We start from the raw sequence: 16491 nt of genomic DNA, 5'->3' as shown, positions 1-16491 counted from the left end.
ATTCAAAAACTATTAGTTCGACTGCAACTGAATCGCAAGGTCTGTCACTTCGTAGATACGCAAAGCGCCTTTCCACAAGGAAGCATCCGCCACCAAAGTCACTTTACCGGCTTCCTCACGGATTTCCTTGAAGTGAACTTCCAGATTCATCTCCGGATCGGTTTGCAAAATCTGACCACGGTATTTCCAAACGGTTTTATTATTGTCACCCACATGCTGAATGGTCGCATTGCTCAGGTTTTTACCCAAACCTTGCTGCACTGCATACAACTGCATCGCCTGGAAGATCGCCTCTACACCCAAGGAGCCCGGCATTACCGAATCCTGATAGAAGTGACAAGTAAAGAACCACTCATGCGCTTTCACTGCTTTGGAAGCATACACATAACCCTTTCCATATTTACCACCATCTTTCACTACCGTTGCGGTATCGATCAGCTTCAACTGCTTGTCCGACAAGTGTAATTTTGGAGAAGCAGGGAAAACAGAATTGAATAACTTCATCTTTCCGAATGGAGAATCCAGATTGATCTTCATGCCACCGGCATTATTTTCTTCCAACCAGGATTTTACAATATTCCCCTGATCCAGACCCGCCTGTGAAGACAAGTCCGCCTTGGTGAAGAATCCGAAGGAAGAAGTTCCTTTATAGAATACCTCACCATCTACAGCACACTCAAAACGGTAACGCTGCAATACGGTTCCACCCAAATTGGTATGGCTGTACAAGCAGGCGGTATTGGTTACGGTCTTTCCTCTCAAATCTACCCACTTGATCATCTCACCGTCACCATCCAGATTACGGAAGAACAAATCTTTATCCGGGAAGGCCAAAGTAGAACCTAAATAAGCCCCCAGGAATCCACATGGTTGCAATGCCACCTCCATCAATACCGAATACGGCATTTCCGGTGAAGCATTCTGCTGATAATACCACGCATCTGCCGGCACATCATACTCCGTGATAATCGTCGGATTGTTATTGAATTGATGACGCTCGCCTTGTACTTCTAATACACGGGAGATGAATTGCAGATCCGTATTTGGCTGACGGGACAGACAACGTCCTTCATACACCTCATACTCCGGCCCGAAACAATCCGCCACTTTACCCAAAGCAAACTGCGTGATGTCCGACTCATTCAACAATACCGGCTTATCCACTGGTGTCACGGCGATACCGTTCACCATATTTTTGCCTTCTTTCAAATAATTCGGATTATCTTTTTCCTGCAGCTTCAGGCCAAGGTTTTCAAAGAATACCGCGATATAACCATCGTAGTGAATTTCCAAATCGGCAATCACATAAGGTTCCGGCGTCAATCCGATTTCCTTCACGTCCATCTTATAGATCAACTCGCCATTTTTCGCAGGTACTTCTTTACGACAACGCACCTTTTGCGGAACACCCAATACCGGCTGGAAGCGAGCATCTTTAGTCAAGCGCTGCATCCCTAAGTACATCATGAAGAAACGCAACAACTGCCCTCCTCCTTCTGCCTGCAGAGAACCGGCCAAAACCTCATCATCGCGGAAGTGACATGGGAAATACCAGTCATCCGCCTTCAGATTTTTCACCGCCTCGATATAACCCAAACCGGAAGTACCTCCGGTGCGCTCTACCTTAGTGATGCGATCCAACATCAAAATATCTTCCGGTGGCAATCGCAATGATTTATTTTTGCCATTGTCCACATAGTTTTCATTAAAACAAGTTACCGTATCTCCGGCTACCAATGCCTGCAATTCTGCCTTATTGAAGGAAGTTTTCTCACACTCCAACAACGGCGTGAAGAACTGCTGCTTACGTGCTGCACGATCGGCCAATTCCGACGGGCTGAATACTACCCCTTGTCCTTCGGCCAATTCTGCATCACAGAAGAATCCGGCGCAACCGCCATCCATCTTCAATACCATGCGATCCTCCACGAAACACTCATAAGAGAAGAAGAACAACAAGTTTTGTCCGTTACGCACAAAGTTGTTGATGGAAATATCATAACGAAGCGTCTGTCCTTCATATGGCAGATCATCCAGGAAAGTCAAGGTACAGTCCAGCAGACGGTACACATACTCACCTTTGTTCTGGAAGTCAATACCCAAATAAGAGATCAACAACAAATCACACTGACCGGACTCTACCGCTACTGCCCATGGAATCTGACCATCGGTCGTAAACTTGGAACCATAAGGAATATCATATTCAGTGGTCACTGTGGATGGCTTGTACTCATGCGTCTTGGCATTCAGTTCCGTCACACGGCTCACCAACAAATAAGGCTGCATCGGCAACATCACACGACGCTTATAAGTGTCTATCACCGAGAATTCTTCCCCGAAAACATCGGAGATTTTACCGGTGGCGAAAGTTTCCAAATCCTTTTCATCCCAAATCACCTGCTTACCATTCAGGTACATCGGATCGTTATAATCCTGAAGCTTCAGGCCATTTTCGCCCATCTTCGCTTCCACAGAAAAAGTAGTATTCATTGTATTAGTGTCAGTATTTTCAATCGCTTGTACCGGCAAGGAGAAAGTCTCCACCCCTCCGGCCGCCTCGGCTACCAATGCAGCTTTTGGCATTTCATGTTCGGCCAATTGGCAGGCCACTTTATTGGTTTCAGTGATCGCAAACTCACGGAATGGTTGTCCTCCGGTTTGCAATTTGATATTCAAAACTTTCTCTTCTGACTTGTCCGCAGCTGCGGTATAGAAATCTTTCAAATCCGCTTTTACCCCATGTGCCAGCATCATGGCCGTAGTCGCGCAAAGATTTTTCAAAGCCGAAGCGCCCTTACGATCCGATGGGATACATACATGTGGCAAGCCCTGCAGATTGGATTCCACCCAACGGCTCAAAGTCGCATTCGCGCCCACTTCCACGAACAGTTGATGTCCGTCTGCATGCACCTGACGCGTCAGCTTTGGCCAGTTCACTTCCTTGCAGCAAACCTCCTTGGCATTCTCCGCCATCACTTCAGAAGTCAATTCCAAAGGCTGGAAGGTTACGCCCGAGTAAAAAGCCAAATCCGGCTGATGCTCGATCGGTAGCGTATGCATGTCAATCAGCTCTTCGGTCTCTGCACGGCAGAAGTCATGGTGCACAATATTATTATTGCGGATCTCCATCGCCTGAATACCATGCTTGGCCATCAAGGCCGCCAACTCCTCACGGTCTCCGGAAAGGATAATTTCCTGATCGGTATTAATGAAAGTCAGGAAGATGTTTTTCGCCGAAGGTTGCACCTCCTCCTGATACCAGGCTTCCAAAGTCGGGTGAGCCACAAATTTCTGCGGTGCACTCACGGCACTGATCAAAAAGCTCGTCCAGCGTGCACGGGCCTCCTTGGGCTTACAGCCCCAGAAGTCCGCGAGAGTAGTTAAACGTCCTCCGACTTTCTCCATAAAGAGGGTCGAAGACAAGAATTTTTGATCGATATAACGGGCATCCCAAACCTGCTGACAGTAATTCATCGAGCTCGTTTCACCCATGGAGTAGCCCATCACGGCATCTCCTTTAATATTCAATTTATCCTGAAAAACATGGGTCAGCATGGCGGAATAAGTACATCCTGCCGACATCATTGGCAAGGCCATGCCACGCAAACGTCTGAGCTGCGCTTTCTGCTCTTCCTCATTCAGTTGCTTCAGGTTACGTGGATAAATCTCCGGCGCAAAAATGGCCGAATGCATATGGTTCACTCTGCCACGGATCACCTCATACAGCTCCGGAAATGCCTGAAACAATTCCGTACCGATACCGGTGTAGGCCGAACCTGCGCCCGGATACATCCAGGCGATTTTACCCTTTTTACCCAATGGTTCAGGGGTGAAATAACTACCTGCTGGTGTCTGCAATGGCTTACCGGAAGCCACACAGCTCATCAATCCTTTGGCAAAGATCAGCAACTCACGCTCCAGCTCTTTTTGATTGGCCGCAACGATAACCGCCACAGCCGGCTGATCGCCCGTTTTTTCAAAAGCCTCACACAGCTGATCAGACAAAGTGCGGAAATCCACTTTATCCTGCTGTAATACTTCGATCTGCTGTACCAAAGCATTGGCATCGGCAGCAGCGATCGGGAACAATCTCGCGCCTCCTTTTTTCAGATAAGGATTATCCTTTGTGGACTGCGGATGGCTGCCCTCACTCATAATCATATGGGCGGCAGTTCCATCTGCCGCAATTCCCTGCACCGCCGCATATAAAGACTGGCTGTGCAACTCCGGAAACCATGGACTCGAAGCGGTCGGCACATAAAATGACGAAGCTTCCAAAGCCTCCATCGCCTTAGGCGATTGCCACTGTGGCATGGCCGGGATAAAGCGGTGGTAAAGCGATAAGGCCGTCTTGATGATCGACGCAATCCCTGAAGCAGAGAAGGTATGACCAATATGCGCCTTGGCCGTAGTAATCGCTGCAGTCGGATAAACCGGCAATTGCGGGAACAAAGGTTCCTGCTTAGGATAAAGCGCTGTCAAAGCATCAATTTCTGCCGCATCATCAGCGGCAACACCATTAGCCGCCACTTCCACCAATCCAATATCCGTGGTGCGTACGCCCGCCACTTTCATAGCTTGTTGGGCAGCCGATTTTATGGTCTCCGCATCTACCGATCCGCGAAGATCCGTCAACTGTGATTGTACAATCGCCAATCCGTCAATATGGGCATAAACGCGGTCTTCAGTAGCATCTTCAGCGCGCTTCAATACAATCGCACCGGCGCCCTCTCCTACCAACCAACCGTTGGTGTTTTCATTCCAGGAACAGGTCTCCTGTCCGCTGTTCATCGGGTTAATTTTGTGGCGGGTTGCTACGCCTTCCAGACTTCCGGCAAGGTCAATTGCGCCCAAAACTACTGCATCTACCTCTCCTGTGGCCAACAAGTTTCTTCCCACTTCCAATGCTTTATAGACTGCATTTTCATTAGAGGAAACCGTAAAAGACGGGCCAGTAAAATCCCAAAGGGCAGAGATACGGCTGGAAATAATATTGCCGATAAATCCGGTATGCTCCGAAGGAGAATGATCTTCATAAGCCGGGAAAATTGCATCGCGCAAAATACCGGTCAGTTTGGATTCTTTGGCTTCCTCCAGGGAGATACCCGCAGCTTTCAGGGCCTGCTCCACCTGCCAGCTCAAATCCCATCGGCCCATGCGGTGATGAATCTCCAGCTCGGATTCCATCGCCGTCAATACCGCTACATTTTTGCCCTGACCTTCCCAGTCTGCCAGACCTGCATCTTTCAATGCACGATCCGCCACGCGCAGCATCAGCGTCTGCTGGAAAGTAAGGCGTTGTGCCTCCTTAGGCTGAATCTTGAATCGACGAAGGTTCAGCTCAAACTCCTCCAGCCAGTTCCCACGAATCTGCTCCGCTTCCGGCAGGTCAAATAATCTTTTTACCGAAGACAAGTTCTCCAAACCTTTCCATCTGCGCGGTGGCAATGGACGGAAATGTTGCTTGCCTTCAAATAAAGTGAAGTAGAAATCTTCCAGGCTCTCCACCTCCCCAAAATGCAAATCCATTCCGGTGATGGCCAGCTTAGCCGATTGCGCTTCTGTATTTTCAGTTGAATTAATCGTTTCAGTATGTGTCTTTCCATCATAAGCAGAAAGCACCAAGTGACCGTTGGTTCCCCCAAAGCCAAAAGCATTAATCCCCGCATGTGGAAGGGAATTTTTCTTCTGCCATGGCTGATTTTTCAATACCATCTGCTCTCCTCCCACACGGCAACCTTCCACCGACAATGGCGCATCTACCTTAATGGTCGCCGGAATAAATTCCGCACGCATCGCCAGAATCACCTTCATCATGCCGGTCATACCCGCAGCCGTCAGCAAGTGCCCCATATTGGACTTTACCGAACCAATCTGTGGAGGATTCACGCCGAAGAAATCACTGATGGAATTCATCTCCGTCTTATCGCCCAAAGGCGTACCAGTCGCATGGCATTCCAGATAATCAATCTGATCGGGATTTAAAGGCGTCTGCTCATAAGCACGCTCAAAAGCCAGCTTCTGCCCTTTTGGGTTCGGGCTCAAAAGGAATTTTCCTTTACCGTCATTCGACAGTCCCACTGCATCAATCACTGCCAGAATCTGGTCACCATCGCGCTCGGCATCGGACAAACGCTTCAAAACCACCATCCCTGCACCTTCGGCGGAAGTCAATCCTCCGGATTTCGTCTGCAAAGGAGCCGAAATCTCATGCATGCGCGGATAGGCATGGAAATAAGAAAAGCCCATATGAATGAAAAGTGGATCCGAGCCTGATACCGCCCCGGCCAACATCATATCGGCTTTTCCATTATGTAATTCATCGCAGGCCAACTTCACCGCATACAAGGAAGACGCACAAGCCGCATCCAAAGAGTAATGCGTACCCTTCAGCCCTACCGCCTGTGCGATCAAAGCCGCTGGCGCATTGCTGAATAACGTATCTTCCACCGTTGCCGGATATTCCGTCTGGCTGGCAGTATAATCCACCTTCTGTCCGGTCAACTCTGCAGTAATTTCTTCCGCCATTTCTGCATAAACCTCCGACAGCAACTGACGGGAACGATGCGTAGGAAACGACAAGTTCCCCATGATCACCCCGGTCTTCGGCTTCTCCTTTTCCCAATAGCCTGCATGTTGCAAAGCCTCGCGCGCCACATACAACGACCATTGGAACTGCTTATCCTGCTTGTCCAGCAAGTCGGCTGACAGCTGAAAGCCCTCCGCCTCAAAAGCAAAATTATTTACATAGCCACCGCGAATGGAATAGCATTTATCCAGCTTTCCCTTCTCGTCATGGTAGTAGCCCGCCGGATCAGCACCAAACTGCGCATGCGTCGATGCACTGGCCAGATCGCGGTTCTCCATCAGGTTATCCCAGAACTGATCCAGATTGTCAGATCCGGGGAATAAACCTCCCATCCCGATGACTGCTATTTTTTCTTTATGATTACTCATGATGTGTCAGTATTTTTTTGGGGCTGCCCTCCGCAAGCGTCGGTCGGGCTTTTGCCAGTCGCTCTTTTGCCTTTTTAAAAATTTTAAAAGGTGGCAAAAGGAGCTCCAACAATGGCGCTATCCCTCAGCCATGCGCTAAAGCGCAAAAAATCAGAACCGGAAAATGATTCCGGCTCTGATACACTTTAAATTAATTCCAAACCAAATCTTTACTGATGGTCACACCGGCACGGTGGCTCTTCATGTACAGCTCTCCGGTCTCGGCATCGAAAGCAGAAATATCCGCCTCCATCGCAAAGTCATCAGACTTCAAAACCTCCAGCGCCACATAAAACGGACGACCAAAAGGCAAGGCATTATAAGTCTCTACCCATTCGGTGCGCAATGGCAAGCTTCCACAACCGTGGTACTTTCTTACCCACACCAACAATCCCTGATACATAATATCGGTCAGGAAGGCATTAAAAGACTTCACCGGAAACTGTCCCTGACGCTCAGGCGTCACACCGGCATGTTCGCATTTCAACAAACAGCCTTTCTCCGTCACCTCAATGATCTGCTTCACGCCCTGAAAATCCGTACCGTGGAACAATGTGCCATCGGTATAAATACCTGAGGCATCTGCCACTTCCGGAGTTCTCACTGCCGGCAAAGGCATGATTGGTGCTTTAGGTTTGGACGAAACCAAACGGACGGTAGCTTGGTAATGGTTCATAGGTAGTTTCCCGCCCGTATTGGAATAGATCGTCACTAACACTTCAATATTTTCAGCATCTTTCGATTGCTCTTTCAAACTGATCTGGTATTGCTCCGATTGCTTTCCATCAAAGACAATTCCTTTGAACAGCTTCGCATTTTCTACCTTATAGACAAAGAAGCCCGGGTAGAAATCCTCTGCGGTCTGTGCCATCCAGGTAGAAGCGTTGATGATCGGCAATACGGCATTGCCCTGAATCACATGGTGTCCCAAAAACGGATTGGCTTCTTCCTTCAGGCTTCTTTCCAATACCGCCGTTTTTAAATCACCGCTGGTATCGGCCTTGGCCAATGGCAAAGTTCCTCCCAGAATCACCTGTGGCTGATCGGCGAACAAAGTGCTCAACTGATCTACCATGGATACCGGACCTTCATCCGAAGGCACCAATGATACGCCATGCGCCTCAAACATCTTCTTCAACTCACCCGATACCATTCCGGCATCCCATGCTCCCCAGTTAATGGAGCTTACATGCCATTCCGGATGGTTCTTCTTGAACACATGCGCAGTGCGGTTCAAAACCTCATTAGCAATCGCATAATCCGACTGGCCCACGTTTCCGTAGAAACCTGCTACTGAGGAGAAGAATACCACATGCTGGATCTTGTGAATGTCCACCACTGCTGTAGCGGCCACCAAGCCCTGAATTTTCACGTCATATACCGCGTCAAAATCCCACTCGGTTTTATTCTCAATCAACTTATCAGCTAAACGACCCGCGCCATGTACCAATCCGGTGATATCACCCGTTTGCGCTACAATCGGTGCTACTGCCGCTTTCAAGCCTTCGGCATCCGTTACATCTGCTGCTGCATAATGTACCTCTGATCCTTGTGCTTTGATGTATTCCAGATTTTCTAAAATCTCACGCTGCGCCTGAACACCTCCAACCAATTTATTGATGGTCTTCGGTAATGGCTTCTCACCTGTAGACTTCAAAAATTCCATCGCCTTACGCTTCAGGCTTGGAGCATCTTCCACACCCACTGCCCATGCTGGTTCTTCTGTTGCCAAAGCGGAACGTCCAACCAAGATGAATTTACAGTGGTAAGTTTTCGCCATGGCCTTCACACAATCTGCCGTTACACCACGAGCACCACCAGTTACCAGAAATACGGAATCCTGATTGATCGTAGACTCGAGCGATTGCTGCTGTAAAGCTGGCATTTCTTCCGCCACTAAAGTATGACGTTCACCTTTTGCATTATAAGCGATGTCGGTCATGCACTGATCCGCATCGTACAATTCTGCTACAACGTTGGCAGCGGCCTGCTCAGGTTTTAATTCCAAAGCCAAATCCACGCCTCTGCAGAAAACATTTGTCCATTCCAGATTCAAACATTTGGTCAGGCCAAACAATCCTCCTCCAACAACGGAAACATTCCCCGGATTCTGCAATCCTAAGGCACCATCCAAACGGGTGGTCACCATAAAGCTGGTGCGGTTTTCATTGGCCAGTTCATTCAAACCAGCTTTCAAATGCTTGGCCATAAAGAAGGCCACTTTCACCAATGCTTTTTCCGTTTCAAAATGACGGCTCAATTGGCCTAATGGGAAACGGAAATGCGGATGGTTATAAATAAAGTGTGCTACCGGCGCATTCAAGCCCTGTACCACCACTTTCAAATCTTCATCCTTAGTCGAAGCCAATACGACTTCCTTCACTCCTGCTGGTAAATTGAATTTACTTTTTCTCACCAAGGCCTCAGGCAGGGTCATAACCACTACCTGATGTCCGTGTGCCAAAAGTGCTTCACAAAGGGCAGGTGTAAAACCTGTCCCCTCATTGATCACTAGTGTCAAAGCACCCAAAGCCGTTTTGTTGATCAATTGATCCGGCTGTGGGATGTATTTCAATTTCACCTCAGAACGAGGAACGCCTGTGTACTGGCCCGACGTGAATGACGTCAGGCCATTAAGCTTTCCCGGCACGGCCTCCTGTACGGATGTACTCGTGACCCCATCGGATGCGCCTGCCTTACCTGCAATATAGGCTGCGATTTGATCCAAAGTTCTCAGTTCCGCCAAATCCGATGGATTCACACCCTGAATAGATGGATTTGCATCCGTCATCGCACCGAAGATTTCAACGCGCTTGATGGAATCAATACCTAAATCTGCTTCCATATCCATGCTCATCTCTAGCATTTCTGCTGGATAACCTGTTTTCTCTGCGATCACTTCCATGAGGCTCGCGTCGATATCTGCGCGGGAAATACCACCTGAAACCGGAGCAGCAGGAGCTGCTGATGGAGCCGGAGCCGCTGCTACTGGCTCAGCCACTGGCGCTGAAGCCGGAGCAGATGAAGCACCTGCTTTACCTGCAATATATGCTGAGATTTGATCCAAAGTGCGAAGCTCTGCCAAATCCGATGGATTCACGCCCTGAATAGATGGGTTCGCATCCGTCATTGCACCGAAGATCTCTACGCGCTTGATAGAATCAATACCCAAATCAGCTTCCATGTCCATGCTCATCTCAAGCATTTCTGCTGGATAACCTGTTTTCTCTGCGATCACTTCCATGAGGCTCGCGTCGATCTCAGCGCGGGAAATACCTCCTGAAACCGGAGCGGCAGGTGCCGGAGTAGCAGTTGGTTGCTCTTGTTGAGACAGGGCGTGCCCTGTCTGTGCTGAAGCCGGTGCTGCCGCTGGCTGGGCCGGAGCTGATGAAGCGCCTGCTTTCCCTGCAATATATGCTGAGATTTGATCCAAAGTACGAAGCTCTGCCAAATCCGATGGATTCACGCCCTGAATAGATGGGTTCGCATCCGTCATCGCGCCGAAGATCTCCACACGCTTGATAGAATCAATACCCAAATCTGCTTCCATATCCATGCTCATCTCAAGCATTTCTGCTGGATAGCCTGTTTTCTCTGCGATCACCTCCATGAGGCTCGCGTCGATCTCAGCGCGGGAAATGCCTCCTGAAACCGGAGCGGCAGGAGCTGCTGATGGAGCTGGAGCCGCTGCTACTGACTCTGCCACTGGCGCTGAAGCCGGTGCTGCCGCTGGCTGTTGGGCCGGAGCTGATGAAGCGCCTGCTTTGCTTGCAATATATTCTGAGATTTGATCCAAAGTGCGAAGCTCTGCCAAATCCGATGGATTCACGCCCTGAATAGATGGGTTCGCATCCGTCATCGCGCCGAAGATCTCTACGCGCTTGATAGAATCAATACCCAAATCAGCTTCCATGTCCATGCTCATCTCAAGCATTTCTGCTGGATAACCTGTTTTCTCTGCGATCACTTCCATGAGGCTCGCATCGATTTCGCTTCGAGAAATACCACCTGAAACCGGAGCCGCAGGAGCTGCTGATGGAGCTGGAGCCGCTGCTACTGGCTCAGCCACTGGCGCTGAAGCCGGTGCTGCCGCTGGCTGTTGGGCCGGAGCTGATGAAGCGCCTGCTTTGCTTGCAATATATGCTGAGATTTGATCCAAAGTGCGAAGTTCTGCCAAATCCGATGGATTCACGCCCTGAATGGATGGGTTCGCATCCGTCATCGCGCCGAAGATCTCTACACGCTTGATAGAATCAATACCCAAATCAGCTTCCATGTCCATGCTCATCTCAAGCATTTCTTGTGGATAGCCCGTTTTCTCTGCGATCACTTCCATGAGGCTCGCATCGATCTCAGCGCGAGAAATGCCTCCTGAGGTTGGAGCTGCCGGTGCCGCAGTGGCCATTGGTTGCTCTTGTTGAGACAGGGCATGCCCTGTCTGTGCTGAAGCCGGTGCTGCCGCTGGCTGTTGAGCCGGAGCTGATGAAGCGCCTGCTTTGCTTGCAATATATGCTGAGATTTGATCCAAAGTGCGAAGTTCTGCCAAATCCGATGGATTCACGCCCTGAATAGATGGGTTCGCATCCGTCATCGCGCCGAAGATCTCTACGCGCTTGATAGAATCAATTCCCAAATCAGCTTCCATGTCCATGCTCATTTCAAGCATTTCTTGTGGATAGCCTGTTTTCTCTGCGATCACTTCCATTAAGCTCGCATCGATTTCAGTGCGGGAAATGCCGGTTGAGGTTGGTGCTGCTGGTGCTGGAGTGGTAGCTGGAGCTGGCGTTTCCTGAGACAGGGCATGCCCTGTCTGTACGGAAGCGGGAGCTGGCTGAGCCGGGGCTTCAGCAGGCTGAGCCGGAGTGGCAGCCGGGGTAGCCATTGGCTGAGGAGCTGCTTGCTGGTTCGGAGCTTCCAGTGCGGGAGCGGCAGCAGGCTGAGCGCCGGCGGCTAAAATATTGCCTAGTGGCTGGCTGAACAGGGCGTTCAGCATGGTTTCGATTCTGTTTTGCTGTGCGGTTAGTCTTTCAAGATCCGCCTGTATTTGATCAAGCTGTGCTTTAGTTGCCATGGCTTCTTCGCTATCTGATTGCTGTTTTTGCTGTAATTTTTCCTGTACATAAGAGGCAATGTCCTGGGTCTCCACCATCACTGCTTCTATTTCTTCTGCCAAACCATTGCTACCGTTGGTTGCTTCGGTTGGGGTCTCTTCTACTTCTTTAGCGGGTTGAATCGCCTCTTGCCAGGCCTGCTGACGTTGAGGAGAAACATAGTTATTTCCACTCAACTTCACATTCATTTTACCCACCGAAGCAGGAACCATTGGCGTGGCTGCAGCCTGATCAAATGCCTGAACCGGCATGCCCAATACCGCTAACTGCATCGCTGCTTCACGTAACTGCTGTTCGCCATCCTTTTTGGCGTTCGCATTCATGGCAATCACAGTATGCGGACGATCACCCAAAATATCTTTCACCAAATTGGAAAGGATATTCTTAGGACCAAATTCCACAAACACACGACCACCAGCGGCATAAATACCTTCTACTTGCTCACGGAAACGCACAGGATTCAGGATATGCCCTTTCAGGGTTTCCTTGATTTGCGCGGGATCATTTACATATTGCTGACCAGTGGTATTGGAGAAGATCACTTTATTGCTCGCCTTGAAATTGGCCTTATCCAATTCTGCAGCGAAAGGAGCTGAAGCATGCTGTACAAATGGCGTATGGAAAGCAGCTGCTACCGGCAACATGGTCGCTAGGAATCCTTCCGCTTTCAAGGCCTCTTGCGCTTGCTGCAACTGAGCAGTATCACCACCCAAAATCACCTGATTATTGGAGTTAATATTGGCTACCTGCACTTTCGGGAAGGCCGCAATTTTCGGCTCGATCATTTCTGCAGAAGCTTTCACAGCCAGCATAGAACCAGCATCTCCATTAGCTGGTGCTGCCATGGCTGCTCCACGCGCCTCAGAAAGTTGGTAGAAAGTCGCGTCGTCCATCACGCCAGCTGCCCAAAGTGCAGTGATCTCCCCATAGGAATGTCCTGCGTAGAAATCAGCAGAGAAACCGGCATTGGCCATCAATTGGTACATACCCGCACTCAAAGCACCAATCGCTGGTTGAGCATTTTGAGTAGCCGTCAGATTTTGCTGAAGTGCTTTTTCTTCGGCTGGATTGAATACCGGAACAGGGAAAACCGTTTCGGTCAAAGGTGCTTTACCTTTCGCCTCGAAGACCGCATTCGCTGCTTCAAAACTTTTTCTTACGGTCGGGAAGTTACAAGCCAGGGCATTACCCATATTCACATACTGAGAACCCTGACCGGCAAACAATGCTACTGTTTTTTCAGTAGGTGCGATCGCCGAAGATCTTCCCCAAACTCCCAAGATAGGTTGTTCCCAGCTTCTGGCGGTTGGATTGGCCTGCAACAATTTCAATGCTGCCTGCAATTTCTTCTGAGCATCTTCCACGCCTTTGGCTACAAAACCCAGACGGGCATGAGTGGCTGGAATGGCTTTATTGGCAGAGGAGGCGGCCAGGCTTTTCAACTTATAGTTGGCCTGCTCTCCCTGAATATTTTCAATCTGCTGCTGAACGGCAGCGATTAATTCGCTTGGAGATGGAGCGGAAAGCAATACGCCTTGGTACAGCTTATTGATGCGGTAATTCGCCGCACTTTCCTGCTCATATTCTTCCATGGCCATGTGAAGGTTCACCCCGCCAAAACCGAAGGCGCTGACACTCGCACGACGTGGCAGGTGTGAATCCTTTCTAAACCATGGTCGCGTTGCACTATTAACGTACAACGGTGAATTGTCTATATCCATTTTAGGGTTAGGCTGGGTAACGTTGATCGTTCCCGGCAATACCTTGTGATGCAAAGCCAAAGCTGCTTTGATCATTCCGGCAACCCCCGCAGCAGCCTTACAGTGGCCTACCTGCGATTTCACACTACCCAAGGCAATGTGATTTTTGGTTTCATTATTTTGGGAGAACACCATACCCATTGACTTGGCTTCTGAAGCATCACCGGCATTGGTTCCGGTACCATGTGCTTCAATTAAACCTACCGTGTGTGGCTCAAAGCCTGCCTCATCATAGGCACGCTGCATCGCCAAGGCCTGTCCTTCCGGACGTGGCGCATAAATACTTTTAAAACGACCATCAGAAGATCCACCAATACCTTTCAGCACGGCATAAACGCGATCTCCATCACGAATAGCATCATCCAATCGCTTACATACGATCATACCAACACCTTCCCCGATCAGCATACCATCGCCTTCATGATCAAAAGGACGAATGCTGCCTTGCTTGGAAAAAGCAGGTGTCTTGGCAAAAGACATGTACATGAAAGGGGAATTGTCCGTATCCACTCCACCAGTGATCATCATATCCGAGCGACCTTCGATCAATTCCGCTACGGCCATTTTAATGGCCGAAAGTGATGCCGCACAAGCCGCATCCACTACGGAGTTGATTCCGCCAAGATCAAATCGGTTGGCCACGCGACCAGAAATCACGTTCCCCAACATGCCAGGGAAGGAATTCTCTGTCCATGGAATGTAAGCCTTCTTCATTTTTTCAATGGCCTGGTCAATCTTTGATTGCGGCAATCCCATAGAAGAAAGTACTTTTTGCCAGATCGGATATTGCAAACGACCGGTCAAAGGGGTAATCAGTTTCTGACCACCGCCTACACCCAAAATACAACCGGTACGTTGACGAAGGGCTTCATTAAATTCTTCGGAACCCGGGGCGTAGCCTGCATCCATCAGGGCATCTCTCGCCACCAAAAGAGAAAGGAGTTGAGAAGAATCGGTTACCTCCAGAATGTTTGGGGGTAAACCAAATTCCATCGGGTTAAAATCAAGGTCCGGAAGGAAACCACCGACCTTACAATAGGTCTTGTCTTCCGCACGTGGATCTGCATCATAAAGGTCATCGATCTCCCAACGGGAGGAGGGAACTTCTGTAATGCAATCAACACCATCGACAATATTTTCCCAATACTGTTCGAGGTTTTTAGAGTCTGCAAAGGCAGATGCCATACCGATAATCGCTACCGGACAATCTTTCAAAAGTTGATTGGTGTCAGCCATAAAAATCTTTATTTACCAACGGTCTTCACCGCTTCATTTTTTTCAATTCACACCCCATAGGCAACCAAAGCACTGGTTTTGTGACAGAATTGAAATTTTTTTTTCAAACAGGCTGAACATTTTAGTCCCAAAGATGTTGAAATAAGCATTTTAATAAGTTTCTATTCAATGCTTTAGGGCGTGACATTTTTTTCTAAAAAAAATAAAAAAAAATGTGTGACAGCACATCATATTTGTCAGCCCAAAAAGGAAACTCCAATCATTTTTAAAAGCCAACACAACTAAATTCGCAAGCTCAAAAAAATGAAATGAAGGCGAAAGCCAGAGCGCTCAGAGAAGGAAACCGGCGTATTCAAGAATATAAAATGAAGTGCTAAACGCACCAAAAAAGGGGTTAAACATTCCTTTACAAATCAAAAAACAAGACAAAAAAATATAATTAAATTACATTGATCAATCCTAACCTTTTTATCGGGGTTTAAAATACTAAAGTCCAAAACTACCGATGAAAAATCAAACCTTATCTTCCATCAATATCGCGCATTTCGGGGTGTCTGATCATGCCTGGAGAAGATTCGTGGATCGCAATATCACGGAAGCGATGGTACAATATGTAATTCATTATGGTCATGGTTCCCACCGACAAAATAGAAGATTCTTTACGGTAAAGAAAAAAGAGCTTCCGGGAGATCTTGATGACAAAATGGTAGACAAACTGAGCAGAATGGTAGTGATTACTGATTTAATCCAGCCACGTGTTATCACGGCCTACTTTCATGACCGTCCCTACCGACACGTCAGAAAAAAAGACAAGAAATATAAATCGGAAAAATATTCAGGTGATACTGCTTATTGCTAAAACATTAACATTCCCAATTCATCAACTTAGCGTTTCAGAAAGGCTCATTGCTTCGGCATTGGGCCTTGTTTTTTTCTTTTCAACGCTCTCCAACCATTTCATTCCTATTCGGAACTATACCCTGATGTTCTGTAGGATTAGCCTGAATAAGCCTAAAAAAGGGCAAGCCGCTTTCTCCATCGCCAGATTCAATCATTCGCATTAAATAAATTCATTTACAACGCTTTGAGATAGATATTACTGATTTTGCTACCGCCCCAATCCTGGCGAGAGTACTTTGTCCTCACTCCCCTGCTTCTTTGTCAAAACTGGGAAGAAAGAACTATCTCTTTTCCTTCCAGCCTACCAGCAAAACCATGATATTAGTGCAATCAAACTTAGGGTAAAAGCACCAAAATCAGCTCTCCATGAAAAAATAAAATGACAGGATTGTGAACCTAAAATGTAAAAAAAATTCTCCTTTGTAAAAAAGTTTTAAATTCCTTGCGGATTCCGACTTCCACTTACACTATACAAGTATAGGTTGATG

General features: G+C 48.3%; 3 protein-coding genes. 1 reads left to right on the top strand and 2 read right to left on the bottom strand.

The features are described 5' to 3' along the window. Positions 1-12: 12 nt before the first annotated feature. Both AAA970_RS15565 and AAA970_RS15560 read right to left on the bottom strand, forming a co-directional pair. A complete protein-coding gene (locus AAA970_RS15565; RefSeq protein ID WP_338237820.1) occupies positions 13-6957 on the bottom strand; it encodes a beta-ketoacyl synthase N-terminal-like domain-containing protein in 6945 nt (2314 codons plus the stop codon). Positions 6958-7147: 190 nt separating this feature from the next. Continuing rightward, positions 7148-15103, bottom strand: a complete 7956-nt coding sequence (locus AAA970_RS15560; RefSeq protein ID WP_338237819.1) for an SDR family NAD(P)-dependent oxidoreductase — start codon at positions 15101-15103, stop codon at positions 7148-7150. Between the two features lie 505 nt (positions 15104-15608). On the opposite strand from AAA970_RS15560, the gene AAA970_RS15555 reads away from it, so the two are divergent. Beyond that, entirely contained in the window at positions 15609-15962 is a 354-nt protein-coding gene (locus AAA970_RS15555) for a hypothetical protein (protein WP_338237818.1), read from the top strand. The last annotated feature ends 529 nt before the right edge of the window (positions 15963-16491 follow it).

The organism is Persicobacter diffluens (genome assembly GCF_036244895.1).
In the GTDB taxonomy this organism is placed as follows: domain Bacteria; phylum Bacteroidota; class Bacteroidia; order Cytophagales; family Cyclobacteriaceae; genus Persicobacter; species Persicobacter diffluens.
This window is presented reverse-complemented; position numbering and strand designations above follow the sequence as displayed.